This is a genomic window from Microbacterium sp. M4A5_1d (assembly GCF_053345465.1).
In genome coordinates this window covers 1,106,358-1,130,056 of record NZ_JBKFAD010000001.1, presented here as the reverse complement: position 1 = coordinate 1,130,056, position 23,699 = coordinate 1,106,358, and the positions used below count along the sequence as shown (strand labels likewise).

Here is a 23,699-nt window from a genome sequence, read left to right as displayed (position 1 = left end):
CACGGAACGCCCGTGCATGCCAGGATGTGAGGTGTCAGCGCGGAAGGAAACCCTGTCGATGAGCAAGCCCATCACATCTCCGGAATCGAACAAGCTGCTGCGAGCCGCGATCTGGGTCGCCATCGGTGCGCTCATCGCGGCGGCTATCGTCTGCGTCGTCTGGGTGCTGATCGGGTCGGGCACCGGAATCGTCGCCCGCGCGTTCATGACCGTGCTGCTGCTCGCCGGCTTCGCAGGTATCGCCATCCTCGAGTCGCACCTCGCAGGTCGTCGCCCCGCGTGGTTCGCTCTGACGAGCATGGGCACCTGGGTCGTGGCGCTGCTCGTGGGCGCCGTCATGATCTGGCTTCCATCCCCGACCGAGAGCTTCGGCTGGGGGTACGAGCGGTTCATGCGGTTCCTCCTGGTGCTGCTCATCCTGCAGCTGGCGCTGCTGCACCTGCGGCTCTTCACCAAGGCCTACCTGCGCAACCCCACGACCTTCCTGTCGATCGTCACCTATGTGACGATCGCCTTCCTCGGCATCGTCGCGGTCATGCTCATCGTGCCGTTGGTCGGTGGGGAGTGGTTCGACTTCCTGCCGATCTACTGGCGGGTCGTGGTCGCGCTGACGATCCTCGCCGCCGTGGGCACGGCCCTCGTGCCCCTCGTGAATGCGCTACTGATGCCTCGCGCTCCTCAGCCGGCTGCCCCGGCATGGCCGACCTACGCCGATGGCCGGACGCCTCTCCCCGTCCTCGCCGACGGATCGCCCGACTGGCAGGCGTACTACACGGGGCGCCCCACCTACCCGCAGGGTTACGCCCCCGCGGCCCCCGCGCCGACGCAGCAGTCCGCCCCAGCGCAGCAGGCGGCGCCCGCGCAGCAGGCGACTCGCACCCAGCCCGGGTACGGGGACTATCCGCCGCCTCCGCCGCTGCCCGACCAGCCCATCGCCCCGCGCTGAGGCCTTCCGCGGCCGCACGTCAGGTGATGGGCAGGGCTGCCGTCACCACCCATTCTCGCCCCTCACGCCGGGAGTCGAAAGCTCCACCGAGGAGGGCCGCCCTAGCTGATCCGAGCCCTGCAGACAGCTGAAACCGGTGCATTGCGACTGCCTACCGAGTCGGAGAAGCTGTCGGCGCGCGAGGCAGAGATCGTGCGATATCTGGCAGCGGGCCAGTCCAACGGCGAGATCGCCCGTTCGATGCACGTATCCGAAGGAACGGTCAAAGCCCACTTGAGCAACATCATGCTGAAGTGGAACGCCCGCGACCGGGTGCAGGTTCTCATCACGGCGGCGCGCTTCGGACTCGTCAGCTTCCGGTAGAGCGACTTCCTGCCGACGCGCTGATGTCCGTGTCGTCACTAGCTTCGCTGTCACGTATGCCGGCGGTTCGGAGCGAGGTGCGCCGGTGATCGTGGATCTGCCCCACGCATGGATCGTCGCTGCTGCCCTGACGACACTTCGCCTGCCCCGGTTCGGGGTGCCGTCGCAGACAGCGGCCGGCGCCGTCATCCTCATTGGGCTCGACCTCGCTAACTGGGCGGGATTGATCTGGGGGGAGCTCCGCCCGCGCGCTCCGAGAGCTGCTGACCGGTCATCTCGCTCAGGGCGGTGCGGTGGTGTGAGCCACGCATGATGAGGAGGCGTTGCAGGCGATCGAACCCCGAGTCCTCGACCTGGGCGATCCGGCTTCGAGGCTGGCCTCCGGCACGACCGCGTAGCGTGGAGGCATGGTGGATGCCCGAGAGCTCGAAGACCTGGCCGTCGACATCGCCCGCGAGGCGGGTGCGCTCGCGCGCCGACGCCGCGGCGAGGGAGTCGCGATCGCCGCGACGAAGTCGGCGCTCGCCGACATCGTCACCGAAGCAGACCGCGAGGTCGAGCTCCTCATCCGCGATCGCATCGCACATGCGCGCCCCGATGACGGTTTCCTCGGCGAGGAGTCCGGCGCCGAGCGCGGCGCCAGCGGGCTGACCTGGGTCGTGGACCCTATCGACGGAACGGTCAACTACGCCTACGGCATCCCGCATTACGCCGTGAGCATCGCGGTCGTCGACGGTGAACCCGATCCTCAGCGATGGGAGGCGGTCGTGGCGGCGGTCTTCTCGCCGGCTGTCGACGAGATGTTCCGGGCGACCGCGGGCGGGGGAGCGTGGCTCGGGGATGCGCGCCTGGCGGTGTCCGAGCCGACGGATGCCGGTGCCCTCCTGGCGACGGGTTTCGGCTACGACCCGGCGACGCACGCGGGCGACCTCGCGCGACTCGGGCGGATCATGCCGGTCGCTCGCGACATCCGCCGAGCCGGCGCCGCATCGCTCGATCTCGCTTACGTCGCGGCGGGGCGTCTCGACGGCTACGTCGAGCGTGGGCTGCAGCCGTGGGACCACGCCGCCGGGGCGCTTCTCGTCGCCGAGGCGGGCGGCGTCGTCACCGGTATGCCCGGCGAGCGGCCCGGCCGTACCATGACGATCGCCGCGTCGTCGTCGCTCCACAGTCGGCTGACCGAACGGGTTTTCCACGAAAGCTGACGCGTGGATCGCGTTCCCAGCTGTAAGACGTTAGTGTTTACCCGTTCGTTATCTTCGGAACCCGAGCCGAGGGATCGAACGCAACCCGGACTGTTCCGCTGCGCACGAGCGCGCGCTGTTTTCGAGAGCCTGCGATTTGACTTCTGAGACCACTCCCACTGAGGCCGCGTCCTCGCGACCCTCGGCAGGGGAAGCCTCGGCGGGACTCACGCGGGCTGCCGGTCTCACCCGGGCACAGTGGCGGCGGCTGGCAGCTGAAGCTGAGCTCGCCGCGAAGGTCGCCGCCGTTCCGGCCGATGACGTCGCAACGATCGACGAGGCACCGCAGACGCCGGACGTCGAAGCCGTCGATTCGCAGGCCGCCGCGACCAGCGAGACCGTAGCCGACGAGATGGTCCTCACCGTCGTGGACGGCGACGCTTACGCGGGACCGGATTTCGTCGCGCCATCCCGCCGTCGTCGCACCCGCCCGGCCGCCGAGCATGCCGCCGCGCAGGGCGAGTCGTTCGGCCCGGCCGCGGTCGACTCCGCGACGACCGAGACGCCGGATGCCGATGACGCGCGCTCGCACAGCGACGCGCACGCGAGCGATGAGACGCGCAAGCCGTCCGACGCGCACGACGTCGACGAGTTCGAGTTCGCCGCGCGGCTGTTCTCCTTCACAGCGCAGACCCCGGTGCAGGTGGGCGAGGAGTCCATCGCCGAGCACCAGCAGCGCACCCGCGAGGTCACGGTCGCGCGTCCGGGTCGCCTGCGTCGCGTGGGCAAGCGAGTTGCTGCCGCATCCGTCTCGATGAGCGCCGTCGCCGCCGTCGGTCTCCTGGCCGTCGGCCTGACGAGCCCTGCCGCCGCCGTCTTCGCCTCGGGCGACACGGGTCGCGACATCACGGCCGAGGCGCCCCGGACATCCGCGTCGATCGAGCCCGAAGAGATCCAGGCGTACGTCTCGTCTCCGAACACGGGCGTCACCTTCGATCGCAGCGACACCTTCGATGTGACGTCCGTCTCGGAGATCGCGGCCGACTCGGGTGTGACCAACTTCGCCGGTACGTGGGTCAACGACCCCAACGCCGCGATCCAGTGGCCGTTCCCGGTCGGGGTTCCGATCTCGGCGCAGTTCGGCTCGGTCTCGTACCTGTCCGAGTTCTCCCGCCCGCATCGCGGTGTCGACCTGACGCCGGGGGCCGGGGCTGAGATCCACGCCGTCGCGGGCGGAACCGTGCGCATCGCGACCGAGGCAGGCGGCGACTACGGCGTGACCGTCGTCATCGACCACAACATCGACGGTGAGCTCGTCTCGACGCGCTACGGCCACATGCAGTACGGCTCGCTGCGGGTGAAGGTCGGAGACACGATCGAGCCCGGCGAGATCATCGGACAGGTCGGCAGCACCGGCAAGTCGACCGGCGCGCACCTGCACCTCGAGGTGCTCCTCGGCGGGACGACGCAGATCGACCCGATCGCCTGGCTCGAAGAGCACACGAAGCGCTGACCTGATTCGAAGTGAGGCCGCCGAGATGGTATCCTCTTCTAGTTGCCCGCTTGCGGGTAGCACGCCCCGATAGCTCAGTGGCAGAGCACTTCCATGGTAAGGAAGGGGTCGTCAGTTCAATCCTGACTCGGGGCTCGCAGCATCCTCGGATGCGATGCGGCAGGGTAGCTCAGTTGGTGAGAGCGCACGACTCATAATCGTGAGGTCGCGGGTTCAAGCCCCGCTCCTGCTACAGATGAAAACCCCCGGACGCACCGGGGGTTTTGTCGTATTCGGCAACGGCAACCGCGCGCGAAAGTCCGCGGGAACGAGAAGGCGCCCGGGACCCCTCCAGAGTCCCGGGCGCAGGTCGGGCGCGAGACGAGGACCTAACTCGCGGCCGAGGGATCGAGCAGGCCCGCCCTGCTCCCCATCAGCGCTGGATCGCACCCGACGTCACGATCATGCCTCGCGTGGCAGGATGCTGGGGCGCGCCGACCATCCGTCCACCTCGAGGGAAAATGGCCGGTGAAGCAGTGAAATCGGGGCGCAACGGTGCCATTTGCGAGCTACGTATGGGCTGAATTTCCGCGCAGGATTTCATCCGATCGGATGACGTGGCGCCGCGCGTCCCGCAGAAACCAGAACGCCCCGTCATCGGAGGATGCGGGGCGTTCCACGATCCGGGGGGAAGATCGTCGACGTCATCGACGCTAGGGCCTCCCCGCCGGTCCGTCGAGTCGGCCTTTCGGGGGACACGTCGTCTGCCGGTGACGCGTCAGCGCCGGTGGAACGGGCAGCCGCCGCCGGTGCCCGTCGCCCGCACGCGCCCGCCCGACGCCGGCTTGGTGGGCAACCGGCGCATGTTCACGTCGAGACCCGAGTCGAGGATAGTGACATCCGGGTGGCTCATCGCCGTGATCGCCGTCGCGAGTCCGGCGATCGCGAGCTTCTCGCCAGGGCAGCGGTGGCCCGTCGCGACATCGGCACCGCCGTGGGGGATGAATGCGGGGAGAGCCTCGTAGTCGTCGACGCCGACGAAACGCTCGGGCGCGAACGAGTCGGCACGCTCCCACGAGTTCTCATCGAGGTTGGTGCCGAGGATGTCGAGGACGACGCGGCCACCCGCCGCGACGCTCTGGCCGTCGAGTTCGATATCGGCGACCGCACGCGCGGGGAGCATGGGGACGAACGGGGCCGTGCGCCGGATCTCCTGCGCGAACGCCACGGCGAGAGGCCCGCCGTCGAGCGTCTCGCGCTCGGCCGCCTCCGCGGCGATGCGATCGCGCCACTCCGGACGCTCGTGGAGCTCCTTCGCGGCGAACGCCACGAAGCGTGCGACCGCGATCATCGGACGCATGCTGTTCTGCAGTTCGATGCCGGCCAGGCGGGCGGACAGCAGGACACCGGCGCGGTCCCGGTGCCAGGCCCATGCGTGCAGGGCCGTTCCGGGCTCGGGCTCGAGGTCGCCGTCGCGCACCGCCTCGATGAGGTGCTGGGTGTGCCGGTCTGACCAGCGGCGATTGATCCAGGCGAGGAGGTACTCGGGGGAGTAGGGGACGCCGAAGCCATCGACGATCTGGGCGAGACGAGCCGCCCACCGCGTCTTCGCCGCAGGCGTTCCCGGGAGTCCTGCCCACCGCATGACGGCGCGGCCGAAGGCGCCCACTGCCGCGTCGTAGGCGGAACGCTCCCCGCCGGCGAACCAGTCGTCGAGCTCGCCCTGCCATTCGGCAGCCAGAAGCGGACGCAGACGCTCGACCTGCTCGTCCTCGTAGGCGACGTCGAGGAAGGTCGCCTTGCGGTGCCGGTGGTCCTCGCCGTCGAGGCTGTGAACCGAACCATGCCCGAACAGGGTCTCTTGCACGATTCCGGGCATCGCCCCGTGGCGCCGGACCCGCTCCTCGTCGTAGAACACCTCGACGCCCTCCGCGCCGCGGACGAAGACGGTCGGGTCGCCGAGCAGGCCCATCGGAGCCGAGCGGGCGCCAGCCCGTACGCGACTCCAGATGCGGTCGCCGAATCGGTACCCACGCAGCAGGAGCTGAGGGGAGTCGTCGGTCAGCGTGCGTGCAGCGGCGGCGATCGAAGACATCATGTCTCCACGCTCACACGTCGGGTCCGATGAGCCGAGGGGGAGGCGGATCGGACCGCCGTGTGCTAGCCCGCGGCTCCGGATTCGAGGCGCCGCGCGGCCCGCCGCAACACGGCCGACTCGATCAGCAGCACGCCGCCCACCGCCGCCGCGCCGAGCACCACCAGGAGGAGCGCCGGCAGCGCGTCGGGCCCGGGGGCCTGGACGGCGCCGCCCTCCTGCCAGGGCCACAGCGCCCGGAGCGAGCCGATCATGAGGCCGGTCATCGTCGCGAGCATGATGCGCCGACGGTGGACGAGCAGCCACTGCAGCACCGAGACGAACAGGCCGAGACCGATCATGGCGCCGAGGATGAAGACGCCCAGGTAGAGGAAATCGCGCTCGTTGACGGCGGCCAGCGTCGGCGCGTACATCCCGACGGCCAGCAGGAGGAACGACCCCGAGACGCCGGGCAGCACCAGAGCGCACACGGCGAACGCCGCCGCGAGTGCGACGACCGGGAGAGGAGGGTCGAGGGGGTCGACCTGGGGGAGGCTCGTGAGGGCAAAGCCGGCGACCGCGCCGACGAGGGCGACGGCGTACTCGCGCATCCGCCACCGGCCGCCGACCATGCGGATCGGCACGACGAGCGACGCGAGGATGAGCCCGGCGAACAAGGCGCGTGAGGCGACGGGCTCGGCCTCGATGATCGGGGCGAGGACGGCGGACGCGACGAGGACGGCGGTGATCATGCCGATGCCGACCGGCAGCACGACGGACCAGCGCACGGCGGCCAACTCGGCACGAGCGCGCGTCAGCCCGCGGCCTCGCACGCCGTCCGCGACACCACGGGCGACCCCGCGGGCGAGGTGGCCGGCCGACTCGATGAGCGTCTCGTAGACGCCGATGATGAGCGCGACGGTGCCGCCGCTGACTCCGGGAATGATCTCGACGGTTCCGATGAGAGCGCCGCGTCCGGCATCCAGCAGCATTCGGGCGACGGGCATGGGGGACCTCCGGGAAGAGCGGGGACGGAGCGTGCCAGCCTACCGACGGCACCTGAGCGATCGAGGGGTGCGCGCGTTACCGCGCACTCCGGCCCGGTGCAAGTGGCTCGACGGATTCGCCGCCCCGCCGCATCGTGGAGGCATGTCCAACGCATTCAACGACGACCTCGCCCGCCCCGCCGCAGCCGAGGATGCCGGCATCCAGCCGCTGCGCGACGGCGATGCGACCAGCGTGGCCGACCCCGACCTCGACCCGGCCCAGCGCGAGTGGGACCGCACCGACGCGATCGACGAGGCGCTCGACTCCGGCGTCGACCCCGCCGAACTCGATGTCGCGACGGCGACGAGCGACGACCCGGCGCACATCCCGTCGGACGAAGACGAGATCCCCGCAGAGGACCTGCCCACGGGATACGCCCAGCCGGAGACCCAGGGAGACGACCCGGTCATCGCCGAACTCGGCGAGGACGGCGAGGGCGACATCAACGACGAGGGCATGTGACCCCGGGGATCGAGTCGTACGCGCCGATCGGCGACGGCCGCACCGTCGCGCTGATCGGTCTCGACGGCAGCGTGGATTGGCTGCCGCTCCCCGATCTGACCTCGACGCCCGTCTTCGCGCGCCTGCTCGATCGCGAGACGGGCGGATGTCTCGAGCTCGCGCCCACGGAGGATTTCGAGACCACCCGTCGGTACGTGCCCGACACCAATGTTCTCGAGACGACGTTCACAACGGCTCGCGGGTCCGTGAGAGTCACCGACGCCATGGTGTCGGGAGTCGCCGGGCGGATGCCGTGGGCGGAGCTGGCTCGTCGCATCGACGGGCTCGAGGGCACCGTGCCGATGGCCTGGCGCATCCATCCCGGTACTTCGCTGCGTACGGCGTCGCCCTGGATCGAGCGCACTCAGCACGGCGACGTCATCCGCAGCGGCAAGACCGCTCTCGTCGTCGTGGGGTTCGAGCACGGCCCCGAGGCTCCCGATCCCGACGGCACGAGCGGCCCCCGCCTGACCGGCTCGTTCACCGCCTCGAAGGGTTCGCGTCACCTCATCGCGCTCGCCGCGACGCACGACGAGCCCCTGCACCTTCCCGACCCCCGTAACGTCGACGTCGGCATCGACCGGACGATCGACAACTGGCGGCACTGGTCCGAGGTCTTCTCGTACGAAGGCCCCTGGGAGGAACGCATCCAGCGCAGCGCGCTCGCCCTCAAGCTGCTCATCTTCAGTCCCACCGGCGCGATCGCCGCTGCCGCCACCACGTCGCTGCCCGAGAATCCCGAGGGCGGCAAGAACTGGGATTACCGCTACGCCTGGGTGCGCGACCTCGCCTACACCGCTCACGCGCTCGTGCGCTTCGGTCTCCGCGAGGAGACGCACGCGGCACTGTCATGGATGCTGCGCACCATCCGCGAGCACGGGCCCGAGCTGCACGTCATGTACACCTTGGGCGGCGAACTCGTGCCCGATGCTCAGGACTACCCCGTGCCCGGCTGGGGAGGCGTCGGTCCGGTCGTCACGGGCAATCCAGCGCGCGAGCAGCTTCAGCTCGGCGTCTACGGCGACCTCATGGCGATCTGCCGGACGTACGTCGATGCGGGGAACGTCCTGGACATCGGTACGGGGCGGATGCTGGCGGGCGTCGCCGACCGCACCTGCGACCTGTGGCGCAATCCCGACTCGGGAATGTGGGAGCTGCCGGAGGAACGGCACTACACCTCCTCGAAGATGGGATGCTGGAAAGCCCTCGACGACGCCGTCGCGCTCGCCGAGAGCGGCGCGATCCCCGGGAGCGCCGAGCGGTGGAAGGCCGAGCGCGAGCGCATCCGGCTCTGGATCGACGAGAACTGCTGGTCCGAGGCGAAGTCGGCCTACGCCTTCTACGCGGGTTCGGACGAGCTCGACGCCTCCGTGCTGCTGCACGCGCCCACCGGCTTCGACCGCGGCGAGCGGATGTCGACGACGATCGACGCCCTCACCGACGAACTGGGCGCCGGCCCGCTGCTGTACCGCTACAGCGGGGTGTCGGCGGAGGAGAAGACGTTCGTCGCCTGCGCGTTCTGGCGCGCCGAGGCGCTGGCGTGCGTCGGCAGGCATGACGAGGCGCTCGACCTCGTCGACCAGCTCGTCGCCCTCGCGAATGACGTCGGCATCTACGCCGAGATGATCGACGCTGACGACGGCACCGCCTGGGGCAACACCCCGCAGGCCCTCAGCCACCTCGCGTTCATCGCGACGGTCCTCACCATCCGCGACGTCGTCCCCGAGGAGGCCCTCCGTGGCAGATGAGATCGGAGTGTTCCGCGACACTCGTGCCGTGCTCGTCGAGAGCATCTGGTGGGACGACCGCACCGACGAGGTCGTGTGGGTCGACATCACCGCAGGGCTGCTGCATCGCGGCCCGCTCGACGGGGCGGTCGACGGCAGCGACGACCGGGTCGTCGAGTTGCCCCCGCCGCTATCGGCGGTGCAGCCGGCCGCCGGAGGCGGCTACATCGCGGCACTGAAGGACCGCGTCGTCCTTCTCGACGCGGACGGCCGTATCGAGCGCGACCTCGCCTCGCTGCGTCACCGCCACGACGGCATGCGGCTGAACGAGGGCAAGGTCGACCCGTTCGGCCGCTTCATCGTCGGCGCCATGGAGCTCACGACTGACGACCCCGATGCGGCGGTATGGTCGGTCGACCCGGACGGCGACGTGCGGGTGCTCGGCGGCGGCTACGGAATCGCGAACGGTATGGAGTGGTCCGACGACGGGCGCACGATGTACATCACCGACACCGCGACCTCGACCGTCTACCGCGCGTCCTACGGTCCCGCCGGCGAGCTCGGAGAGCTCGAGCCCTACCTTGTCGGCCGGTCGAGTGACGGGCTGGTAATGGCGACCGACGGCTCGTTCTTCAACGGGCTCTATGGCGAGGGCATGGTGGCGCGCTGGAGCGCCGACGGAGACCTCGTCGAGGAGAGCACGATGCCCGTGCCCAACATCACCTCCGTCGCGTTCGCCGGGCCCGACCTCGACGTCCTCCTCGTCGGATCGGCGCGCGAGAACCTCACCGAGGAGCAGCTGCAGCGGCATCCTCTCTCGGGCGGCATCCTCCGCCTCGAACCCGGCGCGACCGGCCGCCCCATCCACACGTTCGGGTCTGCGTCGATCGCCTGATCGACGGACCCGAGTGACGACCACCCCCAGGAAGACCGATGGAAGGAGACACCATGTCCCGTGACCAGTACACCTTCGTCAACCCCGCCGAGCTGTACGCGGACATCGAGCCCGAGAAGCAGCACATGGACGAGCCGGGCCTCGACGCCGACCTCACGCCGAAGGCCGATCTCGGCGAGGAGAGCTACCGTGGCAGCGGCCGCCTGACCGGGCGCAAGGCGCTCATCACGGGCGGCGACTCGGGAATCGGCGCCGCTACCGCGATCGCCTTCGCGCGCGAGGGTGCCGACGTGGCCATCTCGTACCTTCCCGAGGAGGAAGAGGACGCGCAGCGCATCGCCGGCATCCTGAAGGATGCGGGTGTGACGGTGGCGCAGCTTCCCGGCGACCTGCGCGACCCGGAGTACTGCCGCTCGCTCGTCGCCGACACGGTCTCGGCGCTCGGCGGCATCGACATCCTCGTCAACAACGGCGGCAAGCAGATCTTCCAGTACGAGCTGGCCGATCTGACCGACGAGCAGTTCGACGACACCTTCAAGACCAACGTCTACGCGATGTTCTGGATCACCAAGGCCGCGCTGCCGCACCTGCCGGCAGGTGCCTCGATCATCAACACCACGTCGATCCAGGCCTACTCGCCGTCCGAGACGCTCGTGGACTACGCCTCGACGAAGGCGACGATCAACACGTTCACCAAGGCGCTCGCCCAGCAGCTCGCGCCGAAGGGCATCCGCGTCAACGCCGTGGCGCCGGGGCCGATCTGGACGCCGCTCCAGCCGAGCGACGGCCAGCCGCAGGAGAAGATCGACAGCTTCGGCGAGGAGACCCCGCTGGGACGTATGGGTCAGCCGGCGGAGCTCGCGCCCGCCTACGTGTTCCTCGCGTCGGCAGAGTCGAGCTACGTCGCGGGGGAGACCCTGAACGTCAACGGCGGAATGCCCACGCCCTGACGTCATCGCTGACGAGTGCGCCGGTGGCCGCGGCTGCCGGCGCACTTTTCCAGCATATTGATTGCGCACAACCTAGTTGTGTACAGTGCATGTATGGAACCGACGCAGCACATGGTCTGCTTCTCGCTCTACGCCGCGTCGCGGGCAACGACGAAGGCGTACGCGGCTCTCCTCGAGCCGCACGGACTGACCTACCCGCAGTACCTCGTGCTCGTGCTGCTGTGGAACCGCGACGGCCGCAGCGTCAGCGACCTGGGCCAGGCGCTCGACCTCGATTCCGGCACGCTGTCGCCGCTGCTGCGCCGGATGACGCGTGACGGCCTGGTGGAACGGGGTCGCGACAGTGTCGACGAGCGCGTCGTGACCGTGTCGCTCACCCCCCGAGGCCGCGAACTGCGCTCGGAGCTCGCCCACGTGCCCGCCTGCATCGCGCAGGGGATGGGCGTCACCGTCGATGGTGCCCGGCAGCTGATCGCCGCCCTCACCGAGTTGGCGGACGGGATGCGCGACACCGCCACCGATCTGCGCGCGGATACCCGCGCGACGAAGACCACCCCCGAAAAGGAAATGAAGGAGGAGCACGCATGAGCGCTCTCTACACCGCCGAAGCACTCTCGACGGGCGCCGGCCGCAACGGGCACGTCCGCACCACGGACGGCCGGGTCGACCTCGAGATGGCCATTCCGAAGGAGATGGGGGGTTCGGGCAGCGGCTCGAACCCCGAGCAGCTCTTCGCCGCCGGCTACGCCGCCTGCTTCCACTCCGCCCTGCAGATGGTGGCGCGCTCCAAGAAGATCGACGTGACCGACTCGGCCGTCGGCGGCCAGGTGCAGATCCACCCCACGGATGCCGGCGGGTTCTCGCTCTCGGTCGTCCTCGAGGTCGTGCTGCCCGGCGTCGAGCGCGAGGTCGCCCAGGAGCTCGCGGACGCCGCGCACCAGGTGTGCCCGTACTCGAACGCGACCCGCGGCAACATCCCCGTCGAGATCACGGTCTCGGAGGACTGATCCCCGCGTCCCCGCGTCGCGCGCTCAGATGCGCACGACGCGGGGACGGTGCCGCACCTCGCGGTGCAGGCGCTCCATCTTCGCGTCGAGCTCGGCCGCCGTCTCGGCGGCATCCTTCAGCTCCGCGGTCAGCTCCGCCGGCACGTTCGCGGCGAACTTGTAATAGATCTTGTGCTCGAGGCTCGCCCAGAAGTCCATCGCAATGGTGCGGAACTGCACCTCGACGGGCACGGTGATGCGTCCGGTCGAGAGGAAGACGGGCACCTCCACGATCGCGTGCAGGCTCTTGTAGCCGTTGGGCTTGGGTTCAGCGATGTAGTCCTTGACGGTCCGGACCTCGATGTCGTCCTGGGCCGTGAGCAGGTCGAACAGGCGATAGGCGTCCTGCGTGAAGCTGCAGGTGACGCGGACGCCGGCGATGTCGGTGATGTGCTCGCGGATCGACGCGAACTCGGGTTCGACCCCCTTCCGGACGACCTTCTCCACGATGCCGTCGGGTGACTTCAGCCGGCTCGAGAGGTGCTCGATGGGGTTGTAATCGTGCAGCTGCTGGAACTCGTCGCGCAGGATCTGCAGCTTCGTCTCGATCTCCTGCATGCCGAAGCGGTACTCCAGGAGGAACTGCTGGAACTCGTCGCGCAGGCTCCGGAGCTCCTGTGGCGTGAAGTTCTGGAGACCGTCGGTGATCGAGAGCGGGGGCACGGAGCTGCCGGTCGTCATGGCACCGACGGTACCGATCCGGCATCGGCGGCGGCTGTGAGGATCCACGGTCGTTCGCGTGTCGGAGCCCGGCGCTACCATGAACCGTCCGGTCGACTCGCTCAAGGAGACCCATGCTCGGCAAGCTCCTGTTCCGCTATCTGCGCACCTATCGGTGGCTGCTCCTGGGCGTGCTGGTGTTCCAGTTCGGCTCGGCGATGGCCTCGCTCTATCTGCCTCGACTGAACGCGGACATCATCGACAACGGCGTCGCCCGAGGCGACACCGCCTACATCTGGTCGCGCGGGGCCATCATGCTGGTCATCGCGCTCGGGCAGATCGTCGCGTCGGTCATCGCGACGCTGTGCGCTGCCCGTGCCGCGATGGCCGCGGGACGCGACATCCGACGCGACGTCTTCGAGAAGGTCAGCGGCTTCTCCGAGCGCGAGGTGTCGCGCTTCGGTCCGGGCACGCTCATCACCCGCAACACGAACGACGTGCAGCAGGTGCAGATGCTCGCGATGATGGGCGCCACGATGCTCGTCACAGCTCCGATGCTCGCGATCGGCGGCGTCATCATGGCGCTGCAGCAGGATGTCGGGCTCAGTTGGCTGATCGGGGTCGCTGTGCCGCTCCTGCTCGTGGTCGCCGGGCTCATCATCGGCCGCATGGTGCCGCTGTTCCGCCAGTTCCAGACCCGGCTCGACAACGTCAACCGCATCATGCGCGAGCAGCTGACCGGCGTCCGGGTCGTGCGGGCGTTCGTCCGCGAGCGCATCGAAGAGCAGCGATTCCGCGGTGCCAACACCGACATCATGATCGTCGGGCGCAAGGTCGGGTCGCTGTTCGTGCTGATGTTCCCGCTGGCGATGCTGGTGCTCAACGTCACGGTCGTCGGCGTGATCTGGTTCGGCGGCATCCAGGTCGATCAGGGCAACGTGCAGATCGGCACGCTGTTCGCGTTCATGCAGTACGTCGGCCAGATCCTGATGGGCGTGCTCATGGCGACGTTCATGACGATCATGATCCCGCGCGCCGCGGTCTCCGCCGACCGGATCGGCGAGGTGCTCTCCTCTCAGGATGCGCTCGAGCGTCCCGCCTCGCCCGTGCGGGAGTTCCCCGAGCCCGGCGCCATCGTGTTCGACGACGTCGCGTTCACTTACCCGGGCGCCGAGACGCCGGTGCTGCAGGGCATCTCGTTCCGCGCGGATCCCGGCGAGACGGTCGCCGTCGTCGGGTCGACGGGGTCGGGCAAGACCACGCTCGTCTCGCTCATACCCCGGCTGTTCGACGTCACCGGGGGATCGGTGACGGTCGCCGGCGTCGACGTGCGCGAGGCCGACCTCGACCTGCTCTGGAGCGGCATCGGCTACGTCCCTCAGCGCGCGTTCCTGTTCACCGGCACGGTCGCGTCGAACCTCCGGTTCGGGCGGGAGGACGCGACCGACGACGAACTGTGGAAGGCACTCGAGATCGCGCAGGGGCGCGACTTCGTCGTGGAGATGGAGGGAGGCCTCGAAGCGCGCATCGCGCAAGGCGGCACCAATGTCTCGGGAGGGCAACGCCAGCGGCTCGCCATCGCACGAGCGATCGTGCGGCGCCCCGACGTCCTGGTCTTCGACGACTCGTTCTCCGCGCTCGACCTCACCACGGACGCGCGACTGCGCGAAGCGCTGTGGCGCGAACTGCCGGAGGTCACGAAGATCGTCGTCGCACAGCGGATCTCCACGGTGACCGGTGCCGACCGCATCCTCGTGCTCGACGACGGCCGGATGGCGGGTCTCGGTACGCACGAAGAACTCCTCGAGTCCAACGAGACGTATCGCGAGATCGTCGAATCGCAGCTGGGAGTGGACGCATGAGCGCCGAGAACCTCACCGACGAGGAGCGCGCCGAGCTCGAGCTCGCGGAACAGGCTCGTCAGAACTCCGGCAGCTGGGACAGTGTCGCTCCCGGCAAGGCGGCGAAGTTCGGGCCGAGCTTCCTGCGGATGATCGGTCTGCTGCGCCCCTATGCCCTCGTGTTCGGTCTCATGACGGTTCTCGGTGCGGTCGGCGTGGTTCTCGCCGTCCTCGCCCCGCGCGTGCTCGGCGATGCCACCAACCTCATCTTCGAGGGCGTCGTCTCCGCGAACCTCGGCTCGCAATTCCCCCCGGGTACGAGCCAGGAGGACGTCGTCGCGGCGCTCAACGCCGCAGGGCAGACGGATGTCGCCAACATCGTCGGGGCGATGCAGAACTTCCAGGTGGGCGCGGGCGTCGACTTCGACCGGCTGAAGTGGGTGGTCGTCACCGTCCTCGCGATCTACGTCGGCTCCGCCGTGCTGACCTGGCTGCAGGGCTTCGTGATCAACATCATCATGGTGCGGACGATGTGGCGTCTGCGCGAGTCGGTCGAGGCGAAGATCAACCGGCTGCCGTTGTCGTACTTCGACCGGGTCCAGCGCGGCGAGCTGATCTCGCGGGTCACGAACGACATCGACAACATCACGCAGACGATGCAGCAGTCCCTCTCGACCGCGCTCACGAGCGTGCTGACGGTGGTCGGCGTGCTGTTCATGATGTTCTCGATCTCGTGGCAGCTGGCGCTCGTGGCGCTCGTCTCGCTGCCGCTCATGGCCGTGATCTTCGGTGTCATCGGGCCGCGGTCGCAGAAGGCCTTCGCGGTGCAGTGGCGCAAGGTCGGCCGGTTGAACGCTCGTGTCGAGGAGTCGTTCTCGGGGCACGCCCTCGTCCGCGTGTACGGTCGCGAACGAGACGCCCGCGAGAAGTTCGAGGCCGAGAACGACGAGCTCTTCGAAGCGGCCTTCAAGGCGCAGTTCCTCTCGGGCCTCATCATGCCGGGCATGACCTTCATCGGGAACCTCACGTACGTCGGCATCGCGGTCCTCGGCGGTCTGATGGTCGCCTCGGGCCAGCTGCGACTCGGCGACGTGCAGGCGTTCATCCAGTACTCGCAGCAGTTCACCCAGCCGCTGTCTGAGCTCGGCGGCATGGCCGCCGTCGTGCAGTCGGGCACGGCTTCCGCTGAGCGGGTGTTCGAGCTCCTCGACGAGGACGAGCAGGACCCCGACGCTCCCGATGTCGAGCCGGCGCGCGGAGGCCGCGGCGTGATCGAGTTCGAGCATGTCCGCTTCGCCTATTCTCCCGAGAAGCCCCTCATCACCGACCTGACCTTCCGCGTCGAGCCGGGCCAGACGGTCGCCATCGTCGGTCCGACCGGGGCCGGCAAGACCACGCTCGTCAATCTCCTCATGCGTTTCTACGAGCTCGACGGCGGCCGTATCCTCCTCGACGGTCAGGACATCTCCGAGCTGTCCCGAGACGACGTGCGCTCGCGCACCGGGATGGTGCTGCAAGACCCCTGGCTCTTCGCCGGCACGATCCGCGACAACATCCGCTACGGCCGCGAGAGCGCGACCGACGACGAGATCGTCGAGGCGGCGATCGCGACGCGTGTCGACCGCTTCGTGCATTCGCTGCCCGACGGGTACGACACCGTCCTCGACGAGGATGCCGCGAACGTCTCGGCCGGCGAGAAGCAGCTCATCACGATCGCGCGCGCGTTCGTGGCGCAGCCCGCGGTGCTCATCCTCGACGAGGCGACGAGCTCCGTCGACACCCGAACCGAGCTGCTGCTGCAGCAGGCCATGTCGGCGCTGCGCGAGGGGCGGACCTCCTTCGTCATCGCGCATCGGCTGTCGACGATTCGCGATGCCGACCTCATCCTCGTGATGGAGCACGGCGACATCGTCGAGAAGGGCTCGCACGACGAGCTGATCGCGGCTCAGGGCGCCTACTGGCGTCTGTACCAATCGCAGTTCGAGCAGGCGGCGACGGAGCAGCCGGATTCGGTCGCCGAGCTCGGCGCGGCCGATGATGCCGCGGGCGGCCGGCCGGTCTCGGCCGATCGGTAGTCTGAACGAGGCGGATCTGCGCCCGACGCGAGAGAAGGCAGAGTTGAGCGGTTCGACGCCTCCGGGCTGGTACGACGACGGGCACGGCGCACTGCGATGGTGGGACGGCTCGCGGTGGACCGAGCACACACACGCCCCCGTCGAGCCCGAGCCGGAGGCCGAGTCTCAGCCCGAAGAACCGCCGGCCGTGACGGAGGCCTCCCTCGCCGAGAGCCAGCACGGGGTCGCGGCATCCGACACGGCGTCGCCGACCGACGCGCTGCCGCCGATCCCGCCGTCGCCGGGAGGGTTCGCGCCGGTGTATCCCGGCGCGCATCCGTCGATCGCGACAGCGGCCGTGACCGGCGCCGTCGGCGAAACCGACGCAGCGCCTGCGCGCCGTTCCCGGCTCTGGATCGTCTTCGTCGCGCTCGGCGTCGTCCTCGTCGGGCTCGTCGTCCTCGCCGCCGTGTTCATTCCGCGCTTCATCGTGGGGATCCTGGATCCGAGCAGCGATCGCCCCGGTGCGACTGCGGTCCAGGGGGCCGATCTGCGGGCGGCCGAAGACATCGTCGACGCGTACGACGACGCATGGGACGAGATGGACTGCGCGGCCTACCAGGCCATCCTGACTCCCGAGTTCCTCGCGAGCGGCGGGCTGTCCGACTGCGCGGACTTCGCCCAGGCGGCCCGCGAGTTCAACAACTCGGTCGAGGACTACGAGGTGAGCTTCATCTCGACGACCCGAGAAGGAGACACCATCTACGTGGAAACCGTCGAGACCTTCACGCAGACGGCGGACGCCGCCGGTGCTCCGCTCGAGAACCCCGTTCCCGCGAGCTTCTCAGCGCTTTACACGCTCGTTCCGGGTGGCTCCGGCTGGCTCATCGACGATTACGTCGAGCAGTGATGGTCGAGCGTGGTGCGCGCCGGAGCGCGCGGTTCTATCTGGCGTGTGCCGGGGTCGGGCTCGCGGCCGGCCTATTGTCGGGACTGTTCGGCGTCGGCGGCGGAACGGTCATCGTCCCGCTCCTGGTGCTGCTGCTCGGATTCGACCAGCGGCTGGCTGCCGGAACCTCCCTCGCCGCGATCGTCCCCACGGCCTCGGTCGGCGTCATCTCCTACGCCCTCACCGGATCCGTCGCCTGGGTCCCGGCCATCATCCTCGCCGCGGGTGCCGTGATCGGCGCACAGATCGGCAGCTGGCTGCTGGCCAAGATCCCGCAGAACGCGCTGCGGTGGGGCTTCGTCGGGTTCCTCGTCGTGGTCATCGTGATGCTCTTCATCGTGGTGCCCTCGCGTGACGCGGTACTCGAGCTGAACTGGGGCGTCGGTATCGGGCTCGCCGGGCTCGGGCTGTTCACGGGGATCATGGCCGGCCTGCTCGGTGTGGGCGGAGGCGTGATCGTCGTTCCGGCGCTGATGTTCCTCTTCGGCACGAGCGACCTCATCGCGAAGGGCACCTCGCTCCTGATGATGATCCCGACCGCGATCTCGGGAACCGTCGGCAACGCTCGGCGACGCAACGTCGACCTCGTCGCGGCCCTCGTCGTCGGGCTCGCCGCGTGTACAACCACGGCGCTGGGGGCGTGGATCGCGACGCTGCTGAACCCGCTGACGGCCAACATCCTCTTCGCCGTGTTCCTCACCTTCATCGCGTCTCAGATGGCGATCCGCGCCGTGAAGGCGCACCGGGCGGCACGCGCGACGAAGCGGGCCGCGCAGCCGTCGGGGGGCCACCGGTAGAATCGGACGGTGTCCGTGAACCCCGATCTGGTCGACCGCGCCTTCGCGCCGACCGCCCCGTACCTCGTGGGTCGCGAAAAGGTGCGCGAGTTCGCCCGCGCCGTCTTCGCGACCGATCCGCAGCACACCGACCCCGAAGCGGCACGTGCGCTGGGTTACACCGACGTGGTCGCTCCGCCGACTTTCGCCATGGTGATCCAGGACCTCACGCTGCAGCAGCTCCTGGGCGAGGCCGACTCGGGCATCGCCCTCGAGCGGACGGTGCACGCCGAGCAGCGATTCCGCTACACGCGCCCGATCGTCGCGGGCGATGAGCTCACCGCGCAGCTCACCGTCACCGGCATCCGTGCCTTCGGCAAGGGGGCGATGGTGACGAGCGAGGCGGATATCCGCGACGTCGCCGGTGACCACGTCGTGACCGCCGTCTCCGTGCTGCTGGTCGGGGGAGAGGACGCATGAGCGATCTGACTGTCGGGTCCGTCGTCGCCGAACGCACCGTCGAGCTCACGCGCGAGTCGCTCGTACGGTATGCCGGGGCATCGGGCGACTTCAATCCCATCCACTACCGCGACGACGTCGCGGCACGCGTCGGCCTGCCCGGTGTGCTCGCCCACGGAATGCTGACGATGGGGCTGGCCGTCGAGACGATCGTGGAGTGGCTCGGCGACAGCGGCCGCATCGTCGAGTACGGCGTGCGTTTCACCCGCCCTGTCGTCGTCGATGCTGAGACCGGCGCGACTCTCACCGTCGTCGCGAAGGTGGGCGCCGTCGATGAGGGCGTCGCACGCATCGACCTGACCGTCAGCCACGACGGCACCGTCGTGCTCGGCAAGGCGCAAGTGCGCGTGCGCACCGCCGAGTGACCGTGGCCGAGATCGAACCGCGACCCCTCGCGGAGCTCACCACGCTGCGCGCGGGCGCCGTGCCCGACCGCATGGTCGAGGTGCACACGGCCGACGAGCTCGTCGCCACGATGCGCGAGCTGTGGACGGCCGGTGAGCCCTGGCTGGTCGTCGGAGGCGGGTCGAACCTGCTGGTGGGTGACGAGCCGTTCGACGGCACCGTCGTCGCCGTGCGCACGACCGGGATCGAAGAGCTGCCGTCGCCGCATCCCGGGCGTGCGCGTCTGAAGGTGCAGGCCGGACACTCGTGGGATGACCTCGTCGAGTACGCCGTCGCGGCCGGTCTCGGCGGGATCGCCGCGATGTCGGGCATCCCGGGCACCGCGGGGGCAGCTCCCGTTCAGAACATCGGCGCCTACGGTCAGGAGGTCGTGCAGACCCTCGTCGAGGTCGAGCTGCTCGACGAGTCGACCGGCGAGGTCAGTGTCGTGCCGGCATCCGAGCTGGGCCTCGGCTTCCGCACCTCGGTGCTGAAGCATCACCACGGATCGGTCGCGGCGCGTTCCGCGGTCATCCTGTCGATCACGCTCGAGCTCGACCGCGTCGGGCACGGCGAGTTCGCGATCAGCGGGCCGCAGCTGCGCGGCGCCCTGGGGCTCGACCCGGAGGCGACGGTGTCGCTGCGCTGGGTGCGCGAGACCGTGCTGTCCGTACGGGCCAGCAAGGGGATGGTGCTCGACGACGCCGACCCCGACACGTGGAGCGCCGGGTCGTTCTTCCAGAACGCCGTGGTGACCGCCGCCTTCGCGCGGACGCTGCCCGACGCCTGCCCGCGCTGGCCGGTGGCACCCGACCCTGTGAGCGACCGGGTGATCCCGTTGAACGAGTACTACGGCGTCTCGCCGACGGGTGAGGTGGCCGAGCCAGACGTCAAGGTGAGCGCGGCCTGGCTCATCGAGCACGCCGGTATCGGCAAGGGTTTCTCGCTGCCCGGATCGCGAGCCGGCCTGTCGACCAAGCACGCCCTCGCGCTCACCAACCGCGGGGGAGCGACGGCCGAGGAGCTCGCCGCACTCGCGCGGTTCGTCCAGCAGCGCGTGCAGGCCGAGTTCGGCCTCATCCTGCAGCCCGAGCCCGTCCTCGTGGGTGTCGAGCTCTAACCCCGTCGCTGCCGTCGACTCGCCAGAGAAAGCGGATGGTCGGGCACCGGCATCCGCGTTTCTTGGCGAGTCGACGGGTAAACGAGAGGGGGTTAGGAGAAGAGGCGCTGGAGGCGCTGGATGCCCTCGAGCAGCTGATCGTCACCGAGCGCGTACGACAGGCGCAGGTAGCCCGACGGACCGAAGGCCTCGCCGGGCACGACGGCGACCTCGGCCTGCTCGAGGATCAGGTCGGCGAGCTCGAGGCTCGTGTTCGCCTCGACGCCGCCCCAGGAGCGTCCGAGGAGTCCGGTGACGTCGGGGTAGACGTAGAACGCCCCGAGGGGGTTGGGGACCTCGACGCCGGGGATCCTCGCGAGCTCCTCGACGATGAGCCGGCGCCGACGGTCGAAGGCCAAGCGCATCTCCTCGGCCTCGGTCTGCGGGCCGGTGAGTGCGGCGAGAGCCGCGCGCTGCGCGACGTTGTTGACGTTGGAGCTGAGGTGCGACTGCAGGTTTCCGGCGAGCTTCATGGCGTCGGCGGGGCCGACCATCCAGCCCACGCGCCATCCGGTCATGGCGTAGGTCTTGGCGACACCGTTGACCAGGATCGTCTGACCGGCGAGCTCGGGCACGGCCTCGACGATCGAGACCGCGCGGGCGCCTTCGTAGACGAGGTTCTGGTAGATCTCGTCGCTGATGACCCAGATGCCGTGCTCGAGCGCCCACTGGCCGATCGCCGCGGTCTCCTCGGGCGTGTACACCGAGCCGGTGGGGTTCGACGGCGAGACGAAGACGAGCACGGTGGTGCGCTCGGTGCGCGCGGCCTCGAGCTGCTCGACGGTGACCTTGTACTCCTGGTCCGCGCCGGCGAAGACCTCGACCGGGATGCCGTCGGCCAGGGCGATCGCTTCGGGATAGGTGGTCCAGTACGGCGCGGGCAGCAGCACCTCGTCGCCGGGGTTCACGACCGTCTGGAAGGCCTGGTACACCGACTGCTTGCCGCCGTTGGTCACGATGACCTGCGAGGGCTGGACCTCGAGGCCCGAGTCGCGCAGCGTCTTGGCGGCGATCGCCTCGCGCAGCACGGGGAGGCCGGCGGCGGGGGTGTACCGGTAGTTGGCCGGGTCGGCGAGGGCGTGCTGAGCGGCCTCGACGATGAACTGCGGCGTCGAGAAGTCGGGCTCGCCCGCGGCGTACGAGATGACCGGCCGGCCGGCGGCCTGCAGGGCCTTGGCCTTGGCGTCGACCTTGAGGGTCGCCGACTCGGCGATGGCGAAGAGCTTGCGGGACAGCGGTGCGCGTTCGGTCACCCTTCGAGAGTAGCGGCGTGGTCCACCGAATGGTGGACGGGGATCGACCGGATGACCTCTCCCGCGCCGGCGACGGAACCGGCACGCTGGAGGCATGACCACGAGAGCGAGCGCACCGACCGTCGTGCGCGGCCTGACCAAGAGATACGGCGACGTGACGGCCGTCGACGACGTGAGCTTCGAGGTGCCCGCCGGGGGCGTGTTCGCGTTCCTCGGGACGAATGGGGCCGGCAAGTCCACGACGATCAGCGCTCTCACGACTGTGATCGAGCCGGATGCGGGGCAGCTCGAGGTCGCCGGTCACGACGTGCGCTCCGACGGTGACGCCGTGCGCCGCGCGATCGGCGTCGTCTTCCAGGACTCGCTCCTCGATTCCGCCCTCACCGTGCGCGAGAACCTGACGGTGCGGGCGCGTCCGTACCTCGGCTCGACGGCGGCGATCCGCGACCGCATCGACCGCCTCGCCGAGATCATCGACCTGGGCGAGTTCATCGACCGTCGCTACGGCCGGCTCTCGGGCGGGCAGCGTCGCCGCGCCGACATCGCCCGCGCGCTGCTCCACGACCCGGAGATCGTCTTCCTCGACGAGCCGACGACGGGACTCGATCCCGCGAGCCGGCAGATGGTGTGGCGGACGATCCATGAGCTGCGCGAGCGCGCCGGTCTCACCGTGTTCCTCACGACGCATTACCTCGAGGAGACGGAAGAGGCCGACCAGGTCTGCATCATCGACCGCGGGCGGATCGTCGCCGACGGCACTCCGGCGCAGCTGCGGGCGCGGTACAGCTCCAGCATCCTGTCGCTCGTCACGGCCGACGGCGACGAGCGCATCGCGGTGGCGGATGCCGCCGAAGCCCGCCGCATCCTCGCCGAACGGGGCGGCGCGGTGCTCGACTTCGAGTTCCGTCATGGACGCATGGACGACGTCTTCCTGGCCCTCACCGGACAGGCGGCGGCGGGGGAGACAGCAACAGGGGAGGCGGCGCGATGAAGACCGTGCAGGCGTACGTCGGGCGCAATCTCCGACTGTTCTACCGGGACCCGCTCGGGGTGTTCTTCTCGCTCACCGGCGCCCTGGTGGTGTTCCTCCTCTACGCCCTGTTCCTCGGCCAGATGCAGGTGGACTCGCTCGCCGCGACTCCGGGGTTCGATGCCGACGCCGCCCGCGACTTCGTCGACTCGTGGATGTTCGCCGGGGTCGTGGCCGTCGCCGCCGTCACGACGCCGCTCGGCGCGCTGTCGACGTTCGTCGAGGATGCCGCGTCCGGACGGTTCCGCGACTTCCTCGTCTCGCCGGTGCGCCGCGCGCAGCTCGTGCTCGGTTACCTCGGGTCGGCGTTCATCATCGGTTTGATCACCACGCTGATCGTGCTCGCCGTCGCGCTGGCCTACCTCGGGCTCACCGGGCGGACGCTCCCCGACGCCGGGCAGATCATCCGCATCGTGCTGTGGACCGTCCTCTCGGTGGCCGCCTACACGGCGCTCTGGGCGTTCGTGGTGTCGTTTCTTCGCACGAGCGGGTCGTACTCGGGACTGTCGACCCTCGTGGGAACCCTGACCGGCTTCGTCGCGGGTGCGTACATCCCCGTCGGCTCGTTCCCCGACGCCGTTCGGGATGCCGTCGGCGTGCTCCCGTTCGCGCAGTCGGCGATGCTCGTGCGGCGCGAGTTCGCCGCCGATCCACTCGATCGCCTCGCGGGCGGGGCGCCGGGCGCGGTCGAGGAGCTCAGCCGCATCTACGGGCTCGACCTGCAGGTGGGGTCGGCGACGGTCCCGGTCTGGGTCGCGGCGGTCGTGCTCGCTGTCGTGGCCGTGGCGTTCGCGGTGCTCGCGGCGGCCCGCATCCGCTCGCGCATCCGCTGAGGGGCAGGATGGGAGC

23 protein-coding genes and 2 tRNA genes are annotated in these 23,699 nt (G+C 69.5%); 21 read left to right on the top strand and 4 right to left on the bottom strand.

What is annotated here, in order from left to right:
* Nucleotides 1–58: 58 nt before the first annotated feature.
* The 6 genes from ACLBWJ_RS05435 to ACLBWJ_RS05410 all read left to right on the top strand — a co-directional run bounded on the left by ACLBWJ_RS05435 (nt 59) and on the right by ACLBWJ_RS05410 (nt 4,238).
* Nucleotides 59–946 carry a hypothetical protein gene (locus ACLBWJ_RS05435; protein ID WP_447659857.1) on the top strand — a complete coding sequence of 296 codons (888 nt, stop codon included), beginning with the start codon at nt 59–61 and terminating at the stop codon, nt 944–946.
* 141 nt (nt 947–1,087) lie between these two features.
* Nucleotides 1,088–1,309 (top strand): response regulator transcription factor, encoded by a 222-nt coding sequence (locus ACLBWJ_RS05430; protein WP_404568235.1) that lies wholly within the window; start codon nt 1,088–1,090, stop codon nt 1,307–1,309.
* Nucleotides 1,310–1,716: 407 nt separating this feature from the next.
* Nucleotides 1,717–2,514: an inositol monophosphatase family protein gene (locus tag ACLBWJ_RS05425; protein WP_282502166.1), complete on the top strand. Its 798-nt coding sequence runs from the start codon at nt 1,717–1,719 to the stop codon at nt 2,512–2,514.
* A gap of 136 nt (nt 2,515–2,650) precedes the next feature.
* The gene (locus ACLBWJ_RS05420) at nt 2,651–4,006 is read left to right on the top strand and encodes a M23 family metallopeptidase (RefSeq protein ID WP_282502167.1); all 1,356 of its coding nucleotides are present in this window, start codon (nt 2,651–2,653) and stop codon (nt 4,004–4,006) included.
* A 63-nt stretch (nt 4,007–4,069) separates the two neighbouring features.
* Nucleotides 4,070–4,141 (top strand) — tRNA-Thr (locus tag ACLBWJ_RS05415).
* Nucleotides 4,142–4,164: 23 nt separating this feature from the next.
* A tRNA-Met gene (locus tag ACLBWJ_RS05410) sits at nt 4,165–4,238 on the top strand.
* 525 nt (nt 4,239–4,763) lie between these two features.
* On the opposite strand, the gene ACLBWJ_RS05405 is transcribed toward ACLBWJ_RS05410, so the two are convergent.
* Nucleotides 4,764–6,083 (bottom strand): cytochrome P450, encoded by a 1,320-nt coding sequence (locus ACLBWJ_RS05405; protein ID WP_404568234.1) that lies wholly within the window; start codon nt 6,081–6,083, stop codon nt 4,764–4,766.
* Between the two features lie 62 nt (nt 6,084–6,145).
* On the bottom strand, nt 6,146–7,066 hold the full coding sequence (locus tag ACLBWJ_RS05400; protein WP_282502168.1) for a DUF368 domain-containing protein: 921 nt from the start codon (nt 7,064–7,066) through the stop codon (nt 6,146–6,148).
* 142 nt (nt 7,067–7,208) lie between these two features.
* On the opposite strand from ACLBWJ_RS05400, the gene ACLBWJ_RS05395 reads away from it, so the two are divergent.
* The 6 genes from ACLBWJ_RS05395 to ACLBWJ_RS05370 all read left to right on the top strand — a co-directional run bounded on the left by ACLBWJ_RS05395 (nt 7,209) and on the right by ACLBWJ_RS05370 (nt 12,186).
* A complete protein-coding gene (locus ACLBWJ_RS05395) occupies nt 7,209–7,568 on the top strand; it encodes a sugar ABC transporter ATPase (RefSeq protein ID WP_112616796.1) in 360 nt (119 codons plus the stop codon).
* Nucleotides 7,565–9,355, top strand: coding sequence for a glycoside hydrolase family 15 protein (locus ACLBWJ_RS05390; protein ID WP_447659856.1), 1,791 nt, complete (start codon nt 7,565–7,567; stop codon nt 9,353–9,355). Before ACLBWJ_RS05395 ends, ACLBWJ_RS05390 begins: the two co-directional genes overlap by 4 nt.
* Entirely contained in the window at nt 9,345–10,229 is an 885-nt protein-coding gene (locus ACLBWJ_RS05385) for an SMP-30/gluconolactonase/LRE family protein (protein WP_354451179.1), read from the top strand. The genes ACLBWJ_RS05390 and ACLBWJ_RS05385 overlap by 11 nt, the downstream gene beginning before the upstream one ends.
* 53 nt (nt 10,230–10,282) lie before the next feature.
* Nucleotides 10,283–11,179 carry an SDR family oxidoreductase gene (locus ACLBWJ_RS05380; protein ID WP_112616993.1) on the top strand — a complete coding sequence of 299 codons (897 nt, stop codon included), beginning with the start codon at nt 10,283–10,285 and terminating at the stop codon, nt 11,177–11,179.
* 93 nt (nt 11,180–11,272) lie between these two features.
* Nucleotides 11,273–11,767: a MarR family winged helix-turn-helix transcriptional regulator gene (locus ACLBWJ_RS05375; RefSeq protein WP_240309688.1), complete on the top strand. Its 495-nt coding sequence runs from the start codon at nt 11,273–11,275 to the stop codon at nt 11,765–11,767.
* Nucleotides 11,764–12,186: an organic hydroperoxide resistance protein gene (locus ACLBWJ_RS05370; protein WP_282502171.1), complete on the top strand. Its 423-nt coding sequence runs from the start codon at nt 11,764–11,766 to the stop codon at nt 12,184–12,186. Before ACLBWJ_RS05375 ends, ACLBWJ_RS05370 begins: the two co-directional genes overlap by 4 nt.
* A 24-nt stretch (nt 12,187–12,210) precedes the next feature.
* Here the strand turns inward: ACLBWJ_RS05370 and ACLBWJ_RS05365 are convergent, their stop codons facing one another.
* A complete protein-coding gene (locus ACLBWJ_RS05365; protein ID WP_112616804.1) occupies nt 12,211–12,906 on the bottom strand; it encodes a GTP pyrophosphokinase in 696 nt (231 codons plus the stop codon).
* 113 nt (nt 12,907–13,019) lie between these two features.
* On the opposite strand from ACLBWJ_RS05365, the gene ACLBWJ_RS05360 reads away from it, so the two are divergent.
* The 7 genes from ACLBWJ_RS05360 to ACLBWJ_RS05330 are packed head-to-tail and all read left to right on the top strand — an operon-like array spanning nt 13,020 to nt 20,528.
* On the top strand, nt 13,020–14,747 hold the full coding sequence (locus ACLBWJ_RS05360; RefSeq protein ID WP_447659855.1) for an ABC transporter ATP-binding protein: 1,728 nt from the start codon (nt 13,020–13,022) through the stop codon (nt 14,745–14,747).
* Nucleotides 14,744–16,801 (top strand): ABC transporter ATP-binding protein, encoded by a 2,058-nt coding sequence (locus ACLBWJ_RS05355; RefSeq protein WP_274178510.1) that lies wholly within the window; start codon nt 14,744–14,746, stop codon nt 16,799–16,801. Before ACLBWJ_RS05360 ends, ACLBWJ_RS05355 begins: the two co-directional genes overlap by 4 nt.
* Nucleotides 16,802–16,844: 43 nt before the next feature.
* Complete coding sequence (locus tag ACLBWJ_RS05350; protein ID WP_258524636.1) at nt 16,845–17,690, top strand: DUF2510 domain-containing protein; 846 nt, start codon at nt 16,845–16,847, stop codon at nt 17,688–17,690.
* Nucleotides 17,690–18,526, top strand: coding sequence for a sulfite exporter TauE/SafE family protein (locus ACLBWJ_RS05345; RefSeq protein WP_274178549.1), 837 nt, complete (start codon nt 17,690–17,692; stop codon nt 18,524–18,526). The genes ACLBWJ_RS05350 and ACLBWJ_RS05345 overlap by 1 nt, the downstream gene beginning before the upstream one ends.
* 9 nt (nt 18,527–18,535) lie before the next feature.
* Complete coding sequence (locus ACLBWJ_RS05340) at nt 18,536–18,985, top strand: FAS1-like dehydratase domain-containing protein (RefSeq protein WP_274178511.1); 450 nt, start codon at nt 18,536–18,538, stop codon at nt 18,983–18,985.
* On the top strand, nt 18,982–19,389 hold the full coding sequence (locus ACLBWJ_RS05335; protein ID WP_112616814.1) for a MaoC/PaaZ C-terminal domain-containing protein: 408 nt from the start codon (nt 18,982–18,984) through the stop codon (nt 19,387–19,389). Before ACLBWJ_RS05340 ends, ACLBWJ_RS05335 begins: the two co-directional genes overlap by 4 nt.
* 2 nt (nt 19,390–19,391) lie before the next feature.
* Nucleotides 19,392–20,528, top strand: coding sequence for a UDP-N-acetylmuramate dehydrogenase (locus ACLBWJ_RS05330; RefSeq protein WP_269267406.1), 1,137 nt, complete (start codon nt 19,392–19,394; stop codon nt 20,526–20,528).
* Nucleotides 20,529–20,620: 92 nt separating this feature from the next.
* On the opposite strand, the gene ACLBWJ_RS05325 is transcribed toward ACLBWJ_RS05330, so the two are convergent.
* Nucleotides 20,621–21,820, bottom strand: coding sequence for a pyridoxal phosphate-dependent aminotransferase (locus ACLBWJ_RS05325; RefSeq protein WP_447659854.1), 1,200 nt, complete (start codon nt 21,818–21,820; stop codon nt 20,621–20,623).
* A gap of 94 nt (nt 21,821–21,914) precedes the next feature.
* On the opposite strand from ACLBWJ_RS05325, the gene ACLBWJ_RS05320 reads away from it, so the two are divergent.
* Both ACLBWJ_RS05320 and ACLBWJ_RS05315 read left to right on the top strand, forming a co-directional pair.
* Nucleotides 21,915–22,811: an ABC transporter ATP-binding protein gene (locus ACLBWJ_RS05320; RefSeq protein WP_447659853.1), complete on the top strand. Its 897-nt coding sequence runs from the start codon at nt 21,915–21,917 to the stop codon at nt 22,809–22,811.
* Nucleotides 22,808–23,683, top strand: a complete 876-nt coding sequence (locus ACLBWJ_RS05315) for an ABC transporter permease (protein ID WP_269267410.1) — start codon at nt 22,808–22,810, stop codon at nt 23,681–23,683. Before ACLBWJ_RS05320 ends, ACLBWJ_RS05315 begins: the two co-directional genes overlap by 4 nt.
* Nucleotides 23,684–23,699: the final 16 nt, after the last annotated feature.